The following is a 19,281-nucleotide window of genomic DNA, read 5'->3' on the forward strand; positions in this document are numbered from 1 at the left end:
TGATCAGCGTCCGAAACGCACGCTGTAGCTGACACCTGCAGTGCCCCCGGACTTGCCTGCCCCGCCTTGCGGCGCGGACTGGTAGCCAAAAGTCACTGCCAATTCGTCATCCCCTATCACCTCGGTGCCGACACCGGTACTGATGGCGTAGTTGATGGTGTTGTCGGTCCACTGCCAGCCGGTGCTGACATCCACCAGCCAGGTGTATTGCCCCCGCGTGCGGTTCAGCGCCCCCGGGAAACCGCGCCGCCAGGAACTGCCGAAGAACAGCTGGCCGTAGCGCTTCTGCAGCAGGGTCTGGCTGGTGATCTGCTCCGGATTGTCGAGATCGGCCCCGGCCAGATCGATGCCTCCGCCCAGGGTATTGGCCAGGTCGGGCAGCGAACGGTTGTTCAGGCTGTTCTGCTGGTAGTCGATACCGCTGCGCAATTCCCAGTTCGGCCCTTCGAACTGCAAGGTGTGGTCGAACTCGATCTTCAACGCCTGGCCGCTGCCCAGGTCATCGCCGCCGCGGGTCGAGAACCAGCGCTGGGCCAGGTTCCAGGACAACTGGTCACGGGCCGAATAGCGATGCCGGCCGCCCACCCAGACATCATCCTGCTGGCCGAAGGTGCGCATGTATCCGCTGTCCTCGTTCTTGCGGTGCCAGTCGGCACCGACGTCCAGCTCGTTGCCGCTGTCCAGTTGCCAGGTGCGGCTGGCACCCAAGCCGTTGCGGTCATCGTCCTTGCGCAGGCTGCTGTCGAAGATCAGCTTGTAGTTGCCGTTCTCCAGCTGGCGCTGCAAGGTCAGTTCGGTGTTGGTCTCATTGCCCAGGCGCGACTCATCCAGTACATCGCCGCTGTAGCGGCCCTGCTCCAGGACCAGCTTGGCGTACCAGTTGTCGTTCAGATAGCGCGCGGCGGTCAGGCGCGGGCCGTTGAACACCAGGCCGCCGTAGTCCTGGCGCTCCCAGGCGATTTGCATACCCTGGGGCGTGCGCTCGGTCATCTCGATGGCCTGGCGGCGCAGTTGCTCGCGCAGCGCCGCCGGTTGCTCGTCACCCAGTGCCGAAAGGCCCACCGCCAGCGCTTCGCCGCTGCGACCCAGGCTGTTCAAGGCCTCGACCTGCTGCGCCGGGTCCAGGTCGCCGCTGGCCACCAGGCGCTCCAGGGCCTGGCGATTGCTGCCGCGCAGGGCTTCCTGGATCTGCTCGTAGCGGCTGACCTTCAGGCCGCGGCTGCGGGCCCAGGCCAGCCACTCATCCTTTTGCGCCGACTGATTGAGGTCATCCAGGCGCGCGAGGAACTGATCGAACCACAGCTGCAGCATCGGCTTGGAGCCGTCCTGCCATTGCATGGCCTTGTTCTGCGCCTTGCGTGACGAATAGCTGCTGGCCAGCAGGCGCAGCCAGGTGGCATAGCCCTGGGGCGTGGCGCGGATCTGCTCCGGGCTGACCTGGCGATCGAGCCGCAGGCGCAAGCGCTGGGCCGAATCGGCATAACCGGCGCCCTCCAGGGCATCGGCATAGGCGGCCTGGACCATCCAGTCCCGGGGGTTGGCCTGCAAGTACAGGCGATACCAGGCCAGGGCCTCGGTATTGCGCCCGAGCAACTGGCTGGCGGCGGCGAACGGCAGCCACAGGCTGCTGTCACTGCGGGCCAGGGAGCGCCATTGCTGCAACAGCGGCTTGATCTCGCCCGTGCGGCCCAGATCGACATACAGCCACAGCAGCCGCTCACGGAAGGTGTTGTCGTCCGGGAAGCGGCTCAAGCCCTGTTGATACAGGCGCAGGGCCAGATCGGTCTGGCCCTGCTGCACCGCCAGCGCGGCGCGGGCGGCCAGCACCTGGGACTGGTCGCTGGCCCCCGGGTACTGCTCGGCCTCCTTGAGCAAATCGACCACCAGAGGCCAGTCCTGGAGCTCCTGGGCCAGTTGCAGGGCGGCCACCAGGCGCTGCGGGCTGTGGCCCTGGCGCCAGCTGTCGACGGTCAATTGCAGGGCCTTGCGCGGATCGCGGGTGCGATACAGGGCAATCAGCTCGCTTTCGTCGCCTGTATTGAGCGAGCCCTTGATCGCCAACATCTTCTCCAGCGCCAGCTGCAGCTCGTCGTCCAGCTCCAGGTCCCAGGCCAGGGCGGCGCGGGACTGCCAGTAGTTGAAGTCCTTGATCTTGTTGCCATCCACCGCGGTGATGACTTTCCAGGCCCCCCGGCTATCGAACAGCTTGAGGTGGTTGTTGGCCCAGTCCACACGTTCGGTGCTGGTGAGCGGATAGCGCTTGGCGAACTGGTTCCAGACCACCAGGCGCTGCGGGTACTGCTCGGTGTTTTCCAGGTTCTGCAACAGGCGCACCCAGGCCAGACGCTGTTTCGGGTATTTGGCGACATAGCGGCGCAGCCACTTTTCTGCCTCCTCGGGCGTCCCCCTGGACTCTTGCGCATAGACCAGGGCATCGAGCTCGACGTTGGTCAGGGCGCGGCTGTCCATGATCCCCGCCAGCAGTGGGATGCCCCGGTCGAAGTCGTAGGTCTGCATCGCCAGGCGCCAGGTGTGCTCGAACTGCGCCGGGTCCTTGCTTAGCGTGCTCAGGCTGATCCAGTAGCCCAGGGCGGCGGCGGAGTCGCCCTGCCATTCGGCGAGATGGGCCATCTGCTCCAGCAACTGCGGGTCATCCGGCCGCTGTTCGAGCAGTTGCAGGCCCACCGCATGGGCGCCGGCCAGGTCACCGAAGGCCAGGCGCTGCTTGAATTCCTTGGCGAGGATTTCCGGGCTGTCGGGCTGCACCTTGCGCCAGGCACTGAAGAACTGTTCCGCCAGGTCCACGCGGTTGTGCGCCACGGCCACATCCACGCCGCGGTCCAGCAGCGCCGGCTCGAATTCCACGTCCGGCTGTGCGGCCAGCTCTCGGGCCAGCAGCTCCACTGCCTGATCGCCGCGATCGGCCGCCACCAGGGTGGTGAAGGCCTGTTGCAGAAACTGCCGACGCGCCTCGGGGGTCTGGCTGGCATCGAGCAACTGCACATAGAGATCGGCCGCGCGCCCCGGCTGTTCGCTGGCCTGGTACCACTTGGCGGCTTCAGGCAGCCACTGTTCGCGCCGTGTCGGGTCGCGCCGCGCCAGCTCGGCATAGGCATCCGCCGCCAGCCCCGGGGCCTGGGCGCTCAGGGCCAAAGTGGCCAGGCGCTCCAGTTGCGGCGATGGCAGCGGCTTGTAGTCAAAGGCCTTGAAACGTTCGGCCAGGGCCTGCAGGGCCGCGCTGTCGGTGCTGTTGTTCAGCGCCAGGGCGTCGAGCTGCAAGCGGTAGTAGGCCTTGAGCGCCGGATCGGGCCGCTGCCACTGGGCCAGGTGTTTTTCCGCCTTGGGGTAGTCCCCCAGCTGAATCAGCAGGTCGAGCAGCTGGGTGCGCAGCTCATTGTTTTCCGGGTGTGCGGCCAGCAGCACCTCGGCGTAGCTGGCCGACACTTCGTCCGGCTGCCCGCCCTTGGGGCGGAACGCCTCTTCATTGCGAAAGGTTGCCCACAGCAGCACGCCGACGGCGATCGCCACCAGCAGCAAGGCCCAGGGGTTGAGCAGCCGCGCGCTGGGCGCCTTGGCCTTAGTTGCAGAGGAGTTGGGCATCACTCACCTGCTTCATGGGAAGTTGGAAATGCCACAGGCCCTGTTCGGACTTGCCGGCGTAGCGTTGGCCCTGGACCTCGACCCGACAGGCGCTGGCCGAACGCACCGAGAATTCCAGGTTGAACTGGCCGGCAAAGGAGAAGCTCACCTGCCGGTCATTGACATAGCGCCAGTCGCGCAGGGGAATATTGGCCAGCTCCAGTGCCGGGCGCGGATCGCGCTCGGGGCGCAGGGCCAACAGCGCATGATCGCTGCTCAAGGCTACATAGCGCCCCTGGGGCAAGTCGCGCACCCCGGCCACCCCCACCGAGCGGCCGAGGTCCGGCCAACCCAGCGCCGGGTCCAGGCGCAAGGTGCGCAGGCCGTCCATGCCGCGTACCTGCCAGTCGCCATTGGCGGTCCGCGCCAGGCTTGCCTGGTACAGGCCGTGGACCCGGTCCAGGTAGTCACTCATCCACAATGACAGCGGCTGCTGGCCACGCATGAACTGGTAGATGTCGGTCATGGCCTTGATCGACGCCTGCTTGGTGCCCGAATAGAAGTGGTAGTACAGGTGGATGCCGCGCAGGCGCCGTGGGCTGTCGGTCAGCTCGAAGGTGTCGATCACATCGCGAAAGCCGTAGTACGGGCCTTTCCAGAGGTTGGTGTACATGTTCTCGTTGATCACCGGAGCGTAGTACTGCAAGCCGCCCGAGGTCGGCCGCAACAGCGGGTACAGGCCGGTGAGCGATGAGTTGGCCTTGGTCAGGATGGTCTGCCCGCCGTTGACGTTTTTCAGCCCGGCGTCGTAGGCCAGCTTGATGGTCTCGGCGCTGGGCAGCGCATCCCCCGGCCAGAAGACCAGCTTCACCGGTTTCTGCGCGGTGGTCAGGCGGCTGTTGATGTAGTCCCGCGAGCCGAGGATCTCGCGCTTGTAATCCAGGGTCTTGTACCCCGGGATATTCAGGCGCAGGCCGTATTCGGCGTGGAAATCCTCGTCCTTCTTGGCCTTCTCCGGCTGCATGTAGAACGGGTGGCTGTAGGTGTGGGTGGCCACTTCGACCTTGGGGTCGGCGAAGATCTCCTGGGCGATGGGCTCCAGCTCCCGCGCCAGGAACGGCGACATGCCCTTGGGCCCGACTTCGCCTTCGATGATCGAGACCGAGGTCAGGAACGGGTTGGGACGAATGTAGTCGTCCAGCACCTGGCGCCCGGAATACGGGGTGCCACGCACTTCGGCATGGGACGGGAAACCGTCACCGTCGATATGCACCGTGGCGATCCGCCGACCGTTCTCGGTGGTGGTGTCCGGTCGTGGCTGGGACGGCAGGCGCAGGGCCTTCTGGATAAAGGCGAACGGGTCGAGGATCCAGCGGCTGCGCTCCACATTGGCCTCCACCACATAGGGGGCCAGGGCCATGCCGCCCCAGGCGGCGGTGGCCACCGGGACGTACTTGCCGCCCTTGTCATCGCCCAGCACCAGGGCTGGTTTCGGCCCGTCGGGCAGCAGGCTCACGCGGGTCAGTTCACGGCTGCGCGCCACCACCGGGGCCTCGAAGGCGCCGATCAGGCTCTTGTCCTGGCTCAGCACATGCAGGGCATCGCGAGCCCCCGGCGCCGCCAGGTTCAGCCCCAGGCGCTTGAGCAGCGCCCGGTCCTCGATCGGCAGGCCGGCCATGATCGCCAGGGGCACCTGCTCATCCAGGCGCTGGCCGACCCAGCTATAGAAGGCACGGCTGTCCTCGGGCGGGCCGCTGGTCATCCACAGCACCACCCCGGCGTAAAGGCCGGCGAAGCTGTAGGCAGGCAGGCTGTCGTCCACCGGGAAGTAGTCCACCCGGTAACCCAGGTATTCCAGCAGGCCACCGAGCATGCGGTGCCCGGCGTGATCGTAGAGTTCCCCTTCGCGCGGGTCATAGAGCATGGCGATGCGCCGCGGCTGGACTTCCACGGTGCTCATGCTCAGGGCGTTGAGGTCCGGGGTGGTGACCACCGGTATAAAGCCTTCCTGGCTCAATTGCCGGACCAGCTTGCGTGCCTCTTCCCGACGGTTGGCCGGCAGGTAATCGATGGCCACCAGCGGGATGTTGCGTGCGCGCAGCGGCTTGAGTTCGCCTTCAAGCCAGGTGCGGTCGGCTTCGGAAACCGGGCGGTAACGCTTGGCCGAGGCATCCCAGCCGGCGTGGATGGATTCCACCGCCACGGCCGAGGCGACGCCATCGAGCTCGCCCAGTACCTCGAAGCCCCGGTTGAAGAACAGCTTGAGGTTGGGCAGCCGGCTGTGCAGTTCCCGCAGGAACGAGGCCAGGGCCTTGCGTTGCGGTTCGCGATCGGCCTCGGGGAGCAACTGGAAACTGTCCAGGGTGTCCAGGAACAGGCCGGCGTAGCCCTGGTCCTGCAGCGCCTTGGCACGCTTGAACAGGTGTTCGCGCCAGGCCGGGGTGGCGATGTCCATCACCTGGCTATCCCAGGCCTTGTTGCGCACGGGGCTCGCGCCCTGGGCCAGGGCCTGCTTGGCCAGGGCAGCGCGGTTGCCGTCGAACTCCCCTACCGACAGGTAGGCGAACGGCTGGCTGCCGAGCTTGCGCAAGGTGGCGACATCGGCGCTGGCCATATGGCCGGGCTCGACCACTGCCCATTCGAACTGCGCCAGCTCCTGCAAGGGTGGCTGCTCGGCGTACCAGAACCCGACACTGGCGGGCGCCGCGGGCGCGGCCTGCACCAGGGTGTTGGTGGCACACAAGGCCAATGCGGTAAACAGGCGTCGAACCACTTTGCAGACATGCCCCCTGCGAAACTCGATATCCATAACTCACTCTTCAGTAGATCAATCTGCACAACATCAGGCTCTAGGGCAGCCGCCATGGCGCGCCCCTAAGGCAACGAACTAAAGGCTGCGGTAAAGCCGTTCCAGGCCCTCGGCCAGGCTGCTGGGCGTGCCCAGGTCGAAGCGCTCGCGCAAGCGGCGGTTGTCGGCCTTGGAATGGCGGATATCCCCGGAGCGGGTCGCGCCGTGGCTCACCTGCAGCGGCTTGCCGCTGATCTGCTGCAGGGCGCCAATCAGATCGTTGAGGGTGGTCACCCCGCCGAGCCCGACATTGGTGGCATCGGCTGCCGGCGCGGGGCATTCCAGGCCCTGCACCAGGATCTTCACCAGGTCCGCGACATAGACGAAGTCGCGGGTCTGCCCGCCATCGCCGAACAGGGTGATGGGCCGCCCGGCCTTGGCCCGCTCGCTGAAAATGCTGATCACCCCGGAATACGGCGATGAAGGGTCCTGGCGCGGGCCGAAGATATTGAAAAAGCGCAGGATCACCGGTTCCAGCCCATGCTGGCGGCGGTAGAAGTCCAGGTAGTACTCGCTGGCGAGCTTGTCCGCCGCGTAGGGCGTGAGGGGAGATTTAGGGGTGTCTTCGGCAATCGGCGTGCCCTCGCCGTTATTGCCATAGACCGCAGCACTGGAGGCGAACACCACGCGGCGGATACCGGCCGCGGTCATCGCCTCGCACAGGCGCAGGGTGGCGATGAAATTGCTCTGGTGGGTGGCCACCGGGTCTTCGACCGAAGCCTGGACCGACGCCACAGCAGCCAGATGCACCACGGCATCGCAGCCCTGAACGGCATCCGCCAGGAGTGCCGCATCGGCGGCATCCCCCACCAGCAGTTCCAGGCCAGCATCGCCCATGGGCAGATTGCCGACCTTGCCCGTGGAAAGGTCGTCCAGAACCCGCACCGCATAACCCTTGGCCAGCAGTGCATCCACGAGGTGAGAACCGATAAAACCAGCGCCCCCAGTAACCAGTATCCGTTCGGCAGACATAGATCATTCCAAAGAGAAAAACCGCGGCTACGCCGTCTGAAGCTAGCACAGCCAACGGATCAGCCCTGGCTACTTGCCATCCTGGCCATCATGTTTTGTTTGGCTGCTCTGCCCCATAGGCTGTTTCGCCTTTTTTCGGAGCAGAGTTCAGAGCTTTGGCGTCAAAAAAAAACTCAAGATAATCAATCGCTCAGCGCCGACATACTGGGTCAGAAAAGCAAAATCGTCAATAATGCGTCGATATTTGTCGATTATTTAAGCGCCAGGAAAAATAGGTCAATATATTGACTTTCCCAACATAAAGCGCTGAAACCGCCGCCGTAGCTGGCCACATGCCATTGACGCAAGGGCTCGGCAGTGCTCATATGCGCGCCAGTTTCAGGTGTCCCATGCCGCCGTGCATGGGGTTAAACGGGAAGCCGGTGCGTCATTTCGATGATCAGTCCGGCGCTGCCCCCGCAACGGTAAGCGAGCGAAGCATTCGACAGACCACTGTGCCAAGGCATGGGAAGGTGAATGCCTCATGACCCTCGCAAGCCCGGAGACCGGCCTGCAACTTCGTTTGACAACCCCGCGGTGGGCGGGCGCAGTCCGGTTTTCGTGGGCGCGGCTGCCCGCGATTCCCTATGCGTTGTTCCCTCCGGGATTCATTCATTCCTTACAAGTAGTAGGAATCGCATGTCCCGCACCTCCTTGCTGCAACACCTGGCGAGCCCCTCGCTGTGTTTCACCCTCCTGCCTTGCATGGCCTACCCGGCGCTGGCCTTGGCTGAACAGAAAACCTCCCTGGTCTTGCCCGAGACCCAAGTGAACGGAGTCTCCAGCGCCCCGCAAACCTCTCTGGACACGCCCCTGCCCGCCGGCTCGCGGCTGAACCTCACGGCCCTGGAGACTCCGGCCAGCACCAGCAGCCTGGGCAACGACGCCATCAGCAACCGCAACAACCTCACGGTGCAGGATGCCGTTACCCGCTCCCCCGGCATCACCAGCATCGCCACCCCGGGCAACGGCAATACCGCACTGTCGGCCCGCGGCTTTACCGGGCACTCCTCGGTGATGACCCTGTTCGACGGCGCGCGCCTGTACACCGGCGCCGGCAGCCAGACCTTCCCGGTGGACCCGTGGATGGTCGAGCGCATCGACGTGATCCGCGGCCCGGCCTCGGTGCTGTACGGGGAAGGCGCCACCGGCGCGGTGATCAACGTGATTGCCAAGAAGCCCTTCGACGGTGAGATCCACAACCACCTGCGCCTGGGCTATGGCTCCCATGATCGCCAGCAACTGGGCCTGGACAGCGGCGGCTCGCTGACCGATACCCTGAGCTACCGCCTGACCCTGAACCAGCAACAGAGCAATGGCTGGGTCGACCAGGGCCAGTCACGCAGCCTGGCACTCAGCGCGGCGTTACGCTGGCAAGCCACCGACGACCTCGGTTTCACCCTGGCCCATGAACGCGGTGAAAGCGAACCCGCCAGCTATTTCGGCACGCCGCTGATTGCCGGCCAATACCGCGACAGCCTGCGGGACAAGAACTACAACCTGCGCAACGCCGTGCAGCGCTACAACGACGAATGGACCCGGCTCAACACCGACTGGACCCTGAGCGACAACCTCAGCGCCAACAACCAGCTCTACTACATCAAGAGCCGCCGCCACTGGCGCAACGCCGAAGCCTACAACTGGGTCAGCTCCCGGGAGCAGTTGCTGCGCGGCGACTACCTGGAGATCAAGCACGATCAGGAGCAGATCGGCGATCGCCAGAGCTTCACCTTCAACCACTCGCTGTTCGGCCTGGACAGCAGGACCGTGATCGGCCTGGAGTACAACAGGATTCGCTTCGGCGTGGCCAACAACTCGCCCTACAAGGATATCGGTAGCGACTACATCGACCCGTGGAACCCGGCACCGGGCTACTTCCAGAGCCGCTCGCCCTTCTCGCCCCAGACCGACAGCAGCACCCGCACTTTCGCCCTGTTTGCGGAAAACCGCCTGCAACTGTCGGAGCGCTGGTCGCTGGTGACCGGCATCCGCCGCGACCAGAACCATATCGATCGCAGTGATCTGCGCGCCGGCACCCGCACCGATCGCAGCCTCACCGGCGGCAACTGGCGCGCCGGCCTGGTGTTCGCGGTCACCGATCAACTGTCGCTGTACGGCCAGTACTCCACCAGTGAAGACGGGGTCAGCAACCTGATCAGCCTCAACCCGAGCCAGTTGCAGATGGACCTGACCGAAGCCAAGCAGACCGAGTTCGGGCTCAAGCAGCAGTTCTGGAACGGCCGTGGCGAATGGACCCTGGCGGCCTACCACATCGTCAAGAAAAAGCTCTTGACCACCGATCCGGTGACCCGCCTGGCGCAGCAGGTCGGCCAGCAATCCGCCGACGGCCTGGAAGCCTCGCTGGAGCTGGCCCTGGATCACGGCTGGCAAGTCTCGGCCAACGCCTCGGTGGTGCGCGCCGAGTACGATGACTTCGATGAGGTGGTCTCTGGCAAAGCGGTGTCCCGGGCCGGCAATCGCCCTACCAACGTGCCGCGACGCACCGCCAACCTGTGGCTGAACAAGGCCCTGGCCCCGAGCCTGGAAGCCGGCATGGGCCTGCGCTACGTCGATGCGCGTTATGCCAACACCGCCAATAGCGTCGATGTACCCGGCTACACGGTGCTGGATGCCAACCTCGGCTGGCAGGCCCTGCCCGATGTGCGCCTGGGCCTGCAGGTGAACAACCTGCTGGACCGGCGTTATGCCGCGGCGCAACAGAACAGCGGCCAGCAATGGCTGATGGGTGAACCGCGCTCGTTGTTCGTCACCGCCGACTACAGCTTCTGATCAAGGGGTTGCCGCAAGGCCCAGGGCTTTGCGGCGCCATTTCAGGCGTGCAGTGAGTTCGCCAGCCACTGGCCCGGGCCAGCGTCGGACAGCGACCAATCGGCACTTGCACCCACGCAGTCGATGGATATGCTGAGCGCCTTTGTCCCTGCACTGCCCGCGAGAGCCCCATGCCCTGCCTGAATGCCCGAGATGTCTGCCAGCGCCTGCGCGATGCCGCCCTTGGCGTTTACCCCCTACGGCCCAGCGCCAGCCATTCGGGCGCTGGCCAGGTGCAGGTGGATATCGAGGGTTGGCAGTTGCTGCTGGATTTCGATGGCCGGCATCTGCATCACTGCCAGAGCTGCCGCAGCGCCGAAGGCGATGTCTGGCAGCTCGATACGCGGCAACGCTTCGGCACCGACCCGGTGAGCCTGCTCAGTACCTGGGAGCTGGCGCAGATCGAGAAGTTACTGAAAGAGGCGGTTTAACACGGCTGGCTACAGGCATTCCTGGGCCGCGCGTTCGAAGCTCGACGGGGCGAAGCTGGAGGCCAGCAAGTGCCGCTCGTAGAGGAACACCTTGCCGCCATTGGGCGCCTTGTAGGCTTCCAGTACGTTGTCTGCCGCCACCTTGCTGGCAACGACAATGCGAAAACCGCGCTGGGTCTGGGAAACCGTCGGGCTCTGGGCGTTGCCTTGCAGCTTGGGCACCACGCACTCGGCATATTCGGCCGGGGTTTTCCGGGTCTGCATGACCAGGGTCGGGTCGTTGGGCGCGGTGGCGCAACCGGCCAGCAGCAAGGTGGCCAGGGTCATGGCGGGAGCAAATAGAGGGCGCATCGGTAAGTCCTGAAAATGTACAGCCTGGTTCGGTGCGCAACGGTTCAGCGTCACGGGCGCTGCCGTTGCGGTCATGGTTTTGGGTCGGGGGCGATTGTCCATGGTTGGCGCCCAAAGCAGAACTTGCGTTGCTTGATTGTCACTATTACTTGAACCGATAGTTGCCCCCCGGGCAGACTGCCTGGCAGCCCGACTACAACTAAAAAAAGGAATTCCCCATGCGCACCTTTGACTTGATTCGCGACGCCGTCCTCCCGGAATTCCGTGAGCGGGTGGCGGACTACCTGGTGGAGTACGAACAGGTGCTGGGTGACAGCAGCGCCGACCCGCAAAGCCTGCGGATCGCCGCCTATCAATTGCGTGGCTACCTGCGTGGCCTGAACACCACCCGGGTCCTGGGCATGGCCGACTGGGAAGAGCTGGACCGGCGGGTGCTGGAGACATGGCTGACCCCGGACGCCGGTGAAACACTCGAATAACCCGCAGTATCAGGGCGCCGGCAGCGCGCCCTTGCTGGCAGCAAGATAGCTGGACAAACGCTTGCCCATTTCCTCTCCCAGGGCCTGCAATCCGCTCATGGGGCGCACCATGACTTCGAACTCGACAATCTTGCCGCCCTCGTCAAAGCGGATCATGTCGATGCCCTTGACCTGTTTGTCGCCGACTCGAGCACTGAACTCCAGCACCACGTTCAGGCCATCGGCGGTGGCCAGCTCACGGTGATAGGCGAATGCCTCGAAGACATTGAGCACCGTGCCAAGGATGGTCGCCACGACCTGGGCTCCCGGGTAGGCGGTATGAGCCATGGGCGAGCGAAACACCACCTTGGGGTCCAGCAGTTCGGGCAAGTCACGCAGGTCTTGCTCGGCGACCATGGCGTGCCAGCGTTGCAAGGATGCGTGGGCCTGAGGCTGAAGCTTGAGTTCGGACATGGGATTGATCCTGGGGTTGTCTTGTTGTAGTGGTGCCCAGGCTACGAGCCAATCTTAGCATCGTCAAGATTGTTGCCCATGATAGGATTCCGGCGTTTTTCCGCCTTCCAGTCGAAGCCATTCGGGGCCCTCCTGACATGACCAAGCACTCCCCGCGGTCGCGGGACGCCTACCACGTGGGCAATCTGGCACCACAGTTGCTCAAAGCGGCCCGACACATGCTTGAGCAAGTGGGTCCGACAAAGCTGTCGCTGCGGGCGGTTTCCGAACGGGTCGGGGTCAGCGCCACGGCGGCCTACCACCACTACGCCAATCGCGCGGAGCTCATCGGTCACCTGGCGGCTCAAGGCTTTCGCGAGCTGGCCCAAGAGCTGCCCACGCACGGCTCCCAGAACGGCTTGCAGGCATTGCGCAACGCCTGCCTGGCCTATTTCAGCTTCGCCCGCGCCAACCCGGCGCTGTACCAGCTGATGTTCGGCCCCGAGTTTGCCGACGGCCAGATGCCCCTTGAACTGCATGGCGCTCGTGACCAGGCTTTCAGCGAACTGCGGCGGATCGTCGCCGAAGTCCTAGAGCTGGACATGGAGCAACCCGAGGTTCGCCGAGCCGCCCTCGCCGGCTGGTCCTATACCCACGGCCTGGCGTCGCTGGTGATCCATCGCGTCCTGATTTTTCCCGCCGGCACCACCGACCAGCGCTTCGTCGACAGCACCCTGCAAGGCTTGCTGCAACTGTTCCAGGTCGAAAAAGGGACATAGACTGCCCGGTGCCTGGTTCGAAACACCCATGACTGCCGGCAGCTCATTGCATTGCCCACTTATACTTGCCGCCGTTTCGCTGCACAGCAGCCCCTATCGCAAAGGACTACGATGCTGCCTCTTGAGATCAAGAACAAAGTTGCTTCGCTCTGGGACCTGGTTTCCGGTGCTGGATTGGCCTCCTCGCCCTACGTGACGCTTGAACAGATTGCCTGCCTGATATTTCTCAAACGCCTGGATGACATTGCCTCTGCGGACGATGAAGAGGGACTGCCGTCGGTCTTTCAAGTGCTCATGCCTGATGAGGTCCACCCCCCGAACAAGCATCACTCGTTCTGGAAGAAATTGCTGATGCATCGAGACCCTGGCACTTACTTGAATGACCAGATTTTTCCGTGGCTGCGCAGCCTGGAAATGCGAATCGGCAACTATCCATCCCTGGTCAAGCGTCTGGGCCTGAATGGCATGCTGAGTGACGCCTACTTTCAGCTCGACCCGAGCAAAAGCCAGGCTCTCACGGGCTTGGTGCACGCCATTGACGAGCTGTTTCCCTACCCCGGGCAGAAGCGCCAGGAAGGGTTTTCACCCGGGGAAGTGTTCGAGTATCTGTTTACCCAAGGCTCGACCAGCAGCAACATCGGTCCTCTTGTCACCGCGCGACATATAACCCGATTCATGGTGGCCCTGCTGGCCCCCCTGCCCGGGCAACGGATCATCGACCCTGCTGCCGGCACGGGCGGTTTTATGGTTAGCGCTCAGCAATACATGCTATCCAGGCATGCCAGGTTGTCGGCCGCTACCAAAAAACAGATCCATAACGGCCATTCCCTGGTGGGCATCGACCTCAGCCATACCCTGGCCCGGATTGGCTGGGTCAATCTCCTGCTGCATGACATCGAGTCGCCACAATGCATGCAAGGTAACAGCCTGGTCACCGGTGACTCTCAAGGGGCTGCGGGCCGCTGGCTGAAAGAGAGTTACGACTTTGTCCTGAGCGACCTGCCATTTGGCGGCCGGATCGACCCGCAGGAAGCTGCTGGCGCAAACTACCTGCCCTTCTATGCCCGGGATGATCAGGGCAACCGTTCCGATAAGGTTGAGCTGCTGTTTGTCTGGCGCGCCTTGAACCTGTTGCAGGTTGGCGGCAGCGCGGCGCTGATCATTCCTCAGAACCTGTTGGTTGGCCGTTCGCAAGCCCAGATCGACCTGCGGCGCGAACTGCTTTCCAGGCATTCAGTGGAAGCCGTGATTCTGTTGCCGGGAGCGATTTTCAATCCTTACACCGGGATCAAGGCGGCGATACTGGTGGTGCGCAAGGTAACCGACCATCAAGCGCCGGCCTCGCCACACGTTGCACCACCACAAACCGACGCTGTCTGGTTTTACGAGGTGACTCAAGATGGGCTCTCGATGGACCACAAGCGCAAGGAGCTGCCCGCTGACGCGGACAATGACTTGTTCGATGCCTTCGTGCATTTCCGAAGACGTCAACTGAGTGCAGAGCTCTGGGAGCGCGGAAGGGATCTATATTTCCAGGCCGGTGCCGAAGAAGGTCCTTATTGGACGTCCCTCCATAACGTAATCGAGCGCAGCAGCACCCAAGTCAAACAATGGCTGGTTCCTGTACGTCGCAAGTTAAGAGGTTCCGAAGCTCTATTTCCCGACTCGCTGGACCCAGACTGCATCGAGGCCAAGGACTGGAGCCTGGACATTGATGAGTACAAGGTCATTGAACAACCCAAATCCGCCGGTGAGAACACAGCCTTGCAGTTGATCGATGAGCTAGAGCAGTTGGAACTCAAAGTCATTGAACAACTGCGCCAGCTGCGAGACGAGATCGGAGAGGTGCAATGACCCTGCCCCCCTCCTGGAAAGAAGTCGGGCTACTGGACGTTTGCGAGCTGAATCCGCGCATACAGCGCCCGGAGCCAGAGACCCCGGTGACCTTCTTTCCCAAGTCACTCATCACCGAGTTGACGGGTCCCAGCCTGAACTCCAGCATTCAGGCCTATGGCGAGACTTCCCGCCAGGGCGTGCTGTTCAAAAATGGGGATGTGTTGATCGCCACCCGTGGCCGAGACGCCATGCAAGCGACAATAGTCTCGGGGCTGGTCACCGAACTTGGCCTTGCTCAATACTTCCTGGCCCTGCGCGCCGGTCCGCAGATACGCCCTGCTTTCTTGCTGCACTTCATCCAGCAGCCTTGGGTCCAGAAGGCAGCGTTGAACACCAATAGAGGCACGCAAAGCCAACTGAGCATTCCGCTCAGTTTTTTCAAAAACCTGTCCATTCCAGTGCCACCGCTGCAAGAGCAGGACTACCTTATCCAACTGCTGCAGAAGGCCTCGCTGGAGCCTTATCAGGACGCACTGAACAAAGTCATTGACCTATCCGATGCTCTGGCCTTGCAACTGTTGGTTTCTGGAGAGAAGGCTCAGGCCTGGCCCAGGGTCAAGTTATCTTCAATCTGCGAGTTCAGCCCTGCGGGAGCCCATCCCAAGAAGTACCAGGGGCCTTCCAGGACAGAGCTGTTTTCCCCGCGAAGCTTTGACCACATAACCGGTCAGGTAGAGCCGCAAAGGCTCAAGCTCGAAGAACTGCCCCCTACCTGCGCCGAAGTCCAGGCTGATGACGTGCTGTTTACACTCAATCAGAGCTTCAGGTCACGGGGCATTGCCTTCGCTGTCACCCCTGATGAATACGCAACGCCCCTCGCCTCGGCGGCCTTCCAGGTGCTACGCCCTGATACCAAGGTTCTACTGCCGGACTATCTGGCCTGCTTCATAAGGTTGTCGTGGCTGCGTCAGCATGTGCCGGCATCAGTACTAAGAAGCATCCCCGGACGGATCTACCGCTCTTTCTTTGAGCGCCTTGAGCTGCCATTACCCCCTCTCGACCAGCAAAAGCCGATCGTCAACCTGTTACGTAAAGTCCCGATCGAGCGGATCAACGATGCCCTGGAAACGGCGCGGCGGCTTGGCGAGGCCATGCTGACGGAGGCCTTTTCCTCCAGTCTTTCGGCTAAATGGCGAGCTCAACAGCAAACCCGGGGCATTGCGGAGCCATCGCCACCACGCCTCGTGCTTCCTGTGCGGCCCGAGGTTCCCGAGCCCGTCAGAAGTGTCTCGCGCAGCGCACGTACGACAGTCGCCGCCCAGCTCTCGAGCTTCCAGTCCCAGGTCTGGAAAGAACTGAGTGAACTGCCGTTCCCCTTGGTGATAGATGATCAGGATGCGGTCGAAGCCTTTTGCCACAGCCTAGTGTCTGCACAACATCAATCAGGGTTATCGACGGTGTCCCTGCACCGAACCCTGGAACAGATCGCAGCGCTGGGGCTGATCCGCAAAATGAGCATTCCGGGATCAGGTACAGGCACCGAGGGTGAGTTCATGACGGCATTCAGGAGCTATCGGATCAACGACTCGGGGCGCGTCGAGGAAGACAGCGCCATGCAGGATGCAAAGCGCTTTCGCGACAGCGTCAGCCGTTCGAACAAGGGACAATAAATGCGTTTGCGTTATTTGAATCTGAACCTCTACGCCCCCCTGGGCCAGCTCAAGGTGTGTTTCGCTCAGGATGCGCCCTGGGAAGCCCTGGTCCAGGATCAGCCACAACCTTGCGCCATCCATTTCGTGGTGGGCCTCAATGGCAGTGGCAAAAGCCATCTGCTGCGCGCCATCGCCTCGATCTATATCGCCCTGGCCGATGGCCGGCTGCCTGGCTTCGCCTTCACCTTGGTCTATGAACTGGGCACGGTCGCCAGCGGCAAGCTGCGCAGCGTCATTTTCAAGAGCTCAGGAACTGCTGCGTCCACCAGCCTGTGGCAGGCAGAGGGCGAGCCCATTGCAAAAAACGCGGGCAGCGCCGATTTCGAGGCACTCATCGAACAACTGGGTACAGAGCGGTTGCCACTGTTCACGCCACGAATCAAGGAAGGGGATTATCCGCAAACCGTGACGGACCTGCTGCCCAAGGTGCTGGCCTACACCTCCGGCTCCTGGAGGCCGTGGCAGGACATCTGGCGCCCGCCGCTGGAGCAGGTGGCTAGCGCCTTGCGCTTCAAGCCCGATGAGCAATACCCCTTCGAACTGGAACGTCCTGTTGGCTGGACCTACCAGGATGAGGCGTCATTGAATGGCACCGAGCCTGCCCCGCAGGATCAGTCTCCCCTGCCCCATGGCAAGGACGAGGCCAGTGACCAGCTCGATCGTCCGATCCTGCTGAGCGACGGCCGTCCGGATGCCGCGCTGCTGGCCGTGGTCCTGCAGGACCTAATGCAGCAACGCCCGCAGGAAGGTGACGATCGCGGGCTAAGCGGGTTATTCGCCAAGGCCGGCTGGCATCGGCTCGTCAGTGTGCGCTTGCGATTGGACCTGCACCGGGCCCTGGCGGCACCGCGGGCCTTGCAAAGCAAAATGCACGACCTGCTGCTGGTGGCCGGCGAGGTGCTTGCCCTACCCGATCCCGGCGATCGCCTGCGGGTATTGCACTTTGATGTGGACGCCCCGGTTCCAGCCGTAGATAAAAGCCAGTACCTGAACCCGCAACTGTCGCAGGCGGCCACTCAGGATCAGGCCCTGACCCTGATGCTGGGAGAGGCAAACCAGAGTGCGTTCAGCCGTTTCAACGAGTTGTCCCGGTGGTTGGCCGTTGGCCTGATCGACGGCATCGAAATGTCGTTGCGGCGCAATGAAAAGCCTGAGGACGAGTTCGCCAACGACAGTGGGGTCATGAGCTACTCCGACCTTTCCGATGGCGAGCAGATGGTGCTGCGACGCTGGGCGCTGTTCCATCTGCTGGCGGGCCAGCAGGATGCCCTGCTGCTGCTCGATGAGCCGGAAACCCACTTCAACGACGCCTGGAAGCGCGAGATTGTCAGCAATATCGAGCAAGCCATGGGCGAGGATGCCAGCAGCGTACTGATTGCCAGCCATTCGGCCATCGTGCTGTCGGATGTGTTCGATGAGGAAATCATCTTTATCAAGAAAGGAGAGGATGGCAGCTCTTCGGCCAATCAGGTCAGCACCCGCACCTTCGCCACGGATCCCGGGGCGCTGATGATGAATCTGTTTCACACGCAAGACAGTATCGGTAGCCGTGCGCAGCGGCGTATCGAAACCTTTCTCGACCATGTGGAGCAAGTGCAGGTACCCACCGCCGAGCAAATAAAGCAACTCAGGGCAGTGGTCAATCGGCTTGGCACCGGTTTTTATCGCTCCGAACTGCGCGCCCGGCTAAATCACTGGGAGCAGACCGAGGACGCTCGAACCCTCAATGCCTTGATCGAACATGTGAAGTCGGATGACTTGAAAGCCGATCTGCATGGCTTGATCGACAAGCTCCAGGCCGCCAACAAAGGCCGGGGTGATGCCGATGCTTAAGCCCATAGAGCCAGTCGGCTGCTCCGCCGCCTTGAGGGCATGCCAGAACATGATGCATGTGTTTGCCCTGTGGTTGTGCCAGCCTTCGACCCGGGCAGCGCAATTGACGGCTGCCGACTTGCAGACGCTGCCCCTGAGCCTGGAAGAAAGCCGTTGGCTGTGGGGCTTTCTGAACAAGAAGCTCAATCGCCACAAGCTTCTGGAGCGGGCCGCCCACCTGGCCGAACTCAATGACACGCAGAAGGACCGCCTGCGTGACTGGATCAATGCAACCAGCCGGATTGGCCGATACTTCGAGGCCGCGCCCATCGCTCCTGCGATGCCAGTGGGTTACCCCTTCGCTGGCGACCCGTATGCCAAAGCCCACCAAAAAAACCTCCAGGACCTGATGGAGGCGTTCTACAACAAGGGGCTTAAAGACGGACTGCCCTACCTTGCCGACGGTACGCCTACCGGTGAGCGCAGCTCGCTCCTGAAATACCAGCACTTTTGCGACAGCTTTCTTGCGCTTCACAAGGGTGACAAGGACCAGGACGCCCGGCATGTCTGTGTGATGTGTGGAGGTGAGCTGCGCAATGTCGAAGTCGACCATTGGATACCCAAGAGTGCCTACCCCTTGCTGGCGGTGTGTGCGGAGAATCTGGTCCCCATCTGCGGCGAGTGCAATGGTCCACAGAACAAGGCTGCACATCCCGTGCACAGCGGCGGCTCCTTTGAGGAGTGGTTCCACCCCTACAGGCGTAACCCCGCCGGCACGCTCAAGCTGGAGTTCAACGACACCAAGCTCAGCGTCATGCTCAAGAGCACCCGCGCAGCCGATGCGCAACGGGTCCACAACTTGAACAGGCTCCTGCACCTGGAAGATCGCTGGACCCGAGAGCTCAAGGGCGAGAACCGCAAGCTGTACAAGTCCATCCTGACCCGGCAGCGAAAAAACGATGCCCCAACGACGACCCAAAGTCTCTATCAACAGGTGAAGGACTGGACCAATGGGCTCAGTCAAACCGAGCCCAACTATGAAGTGCACCAGGCCTTGGCCAAGGCCTTGTGTGACCCACGACGAATTGCCGCCTGGAAGCGAGACCTGGACGATGCATGGAATGAGGACCGCAAAAAGCCCCTCACAACTTGAACTTCAGTCGACACCCACTCATCCTTGCG

At 62.7% G+C, this 19,281-nt stretch carries 13 protein-coding genes and 1 riboswitch; of the genes, 8 read left to right on the forward strand and 5 right to left on the reverse strand.

The window, feature by feature from the left end:
- Window positions 1-3: 3 nt before the first annotated feature.
- The 3 genes from ACUXVH_RS10710 to ACUXVH_RS10720 all read right to left on the reverse strand — a co-directional run bounded on the left by ACUXVH_RS10710 (window position 4) and on the right by ACUXVH_RS10720 (window position 7,399).
- The gene (locus ACUXVH_RS10710; RefSeq protein WP_065364048.1) at window positions 4-3,600 is read right to left on the reverse strand and encodes a tetratricopeptide repeat protein; all 3,597 of its coding nucleotides are present in this window, start codon (window positions 3,598-3,600) and stop codon (window positions 4-6) included.
- Window positions 3,578-6,388: a bifunctional glycoside hydrolase 114/ polysaccharide deacetylase family protein gene (locus ACUXVH_RS10715; RefSeq protein ID WP_015635589.1), complete on the reverse strand. Its 2,811-nt coding sequence runs from the start codon at window positions 6,386-6,388 to the stop codon at window positions 3,578-3,580. The genes ACUXVH_RS10710 and ACUXVH_RS10715 overlap by 23 nt, the downstream gene beginning before the upstream one ends.
- Window positions 6,389-6,466: 78 nt before the next feature.
- The gene (locus ACUXVH_RS10720) at window positions 6,467-7,399 is read right to left on the reverse strand and encodes an NAD-dependent epimerase/dehydratase family protein (protein ID WP_011061259.1); all 933 of its coding nucleotides are present in this window, start codon (window positions 7,397-7,399) and stop codon (window positions 6,467-6,469) included.
- A 363-nt stretch (window positions 7,400-7,762) separates the two neighbouring features.
- Window positions 7,763-7,967: riboswitch (cobalamin riboswitch) on the forward strand.
- 110 nt (window positions 7,968-8,077) lie between these two features.
- On the opposite strand from ACUXVH_RS10720, the gene ACUXVH_RS10725 reads away from it, so the two are divergent.
- Both ACUXVH_RS10725 and ACUXVH_RS10730 read left to right on the forward strand, forming a co-directional pair.
- A complete protein-coding gene (locus ACUXVH_RS10725; protein WP_065364047.1) occupies window positions 8,078-10,228 on the forward strand; it encodes a TonB-dependent receptor in 2,151 nt (716 codons plus the stop codon).
- A gap of 170 nt (window positions 10,229-10,398) precedes the next feature.
- Window positions 10,399-10,698: a DUF7693 family protein gene (locus ACUXVH_RS10730; protein ID WP_065364046.1), complete on the forward strand. Its 300-nt coding sequence runs from the start codon at window positions 10,399-10,401 to the stop codon at window positions 10,696-10,698.
- Between the two features lie 9 nt (window positions 10,699-10,707).
- Here ACUXVH_RS10730 and ACUXVH_RS10735 read toward each other — a convergent pair whose 3' ends face one another.
- Window positions 10,708-11,049, reverse strand: coding sequence for a lipoprotein (locus ACUXVH_RS10735; protein ID WP_015635586.1), 342 nt, complete (start codon window positions 11,047-11,049; stop codon window positions 10,708-10,710).
- A 218-nt stretch (window positions 11,050-11,267) separates the two neighbouring features.
- Between ACUXVH_RS10735 and ACUXVH_RS10740 the strand changes: the two genes are divergently transcribed.
- Window positions 11,268-11,528, forward strand: coding sequence for a hypothetical protein (locus tag ACUXVH_RS10740; RefSeq protein ID WP_053151631.1), 261 nt, complete (start codon window positions 11,268-11,270; stop codon window positions 11,526-11,528).
- Between the two features lie 9 nt (window positions 11,529-11,537).
- On the opposite strand, the gene ACUXVH_RS10745 is transcribed toward ACUXVH_RS10740, so the two are convergent.
- Entirely contained in the window at window positions 11,538-11,981 is a 444-nt protein-coding gene (locus ACUXVH_RS10745; protein WP_011061255.1) for a nuclear transport factor 2 family protein, read from the reverse strand.
- A gap of 137 nt (window positions 11,982-12,118) precedes the next feature.
- Between ACUXVH_RS10745 and ACUXVH_RS10750 the strand changes: the two genes are divergently transcribed.
- The 5 genes from ACUXVH_RS10750 to ACUXVH_RS10770 all read left to right on the forward strand — a co-directional run bounded on the left by ACUXVH_RS10750 (window position 12,119) and on the right by ACUXVH_RS10770 (window position 19,252).
- Complete coding sequence (locus ACUXVH_RS10750; protein WP_445494796.1) at window positions 12,119-12,739, forward strand: TetR/AcrR family transcriptional regulator; 621 nt, start codon at window positions 12,119-12,121, stop codon at window positions 12,737-12,739.
- Window positions 12,740-12,850: 111 nt separating this feature from the next.
- A complete protein-coding gene (locus ACUXVH_RS10755) occupies window positions 12,851-14,593 on the forward strand; it encodes a class I SAM-dependent DNA methyltransferase (RefSeq protein WP_065364044.1) in 1,743 nt (580 codons plus the stop codon).
- Window positions 14,590-16,245, forward strand: coding sequence for a restriction endonuclease subunit S (locus ACUXVH_RS10760; protein WP_065364043.1), 1,656 nt, complete (start codon window positions 14,590-14,592; stop codon window positions 16,243-16,245). Before ACUXVH_RS10755 ends, ACUXVH_RS10760 begins: the two co-directional genes overlap by 4 nt.
- Window positions 16,246-18,120, forward strand: coding sequence for an AAA family ATPase (locus tag ACUXVH_RS10765; RefSeq protein WP_445494799.1), 1,875 nt, complete (start codon window positions 16,246-16,248; stop codon window positions 18,118-18,120).
- Window positions 18,107-19,252, forward strand: coding sequence for an HNH endonuclease (locus ACUXVH_RS10770; RefSeq protein WP_081305200.1), 1,146 nt, complete (start codon window positions 18,107-18,109; stop codon window positions 19,250-19,252). The genes ACUXVH_RS10765 and ACUXVH_RS10770 overlap by 14 nt, the downstream gene beginning before the upstream one ends.
- The last annotated feature ends 29 nt before the right edge of the window (window positions 19,253-19,281 follow it).

This window comes from Pseudomonas sp. 8(2025) (assembly GCF_052665325.1).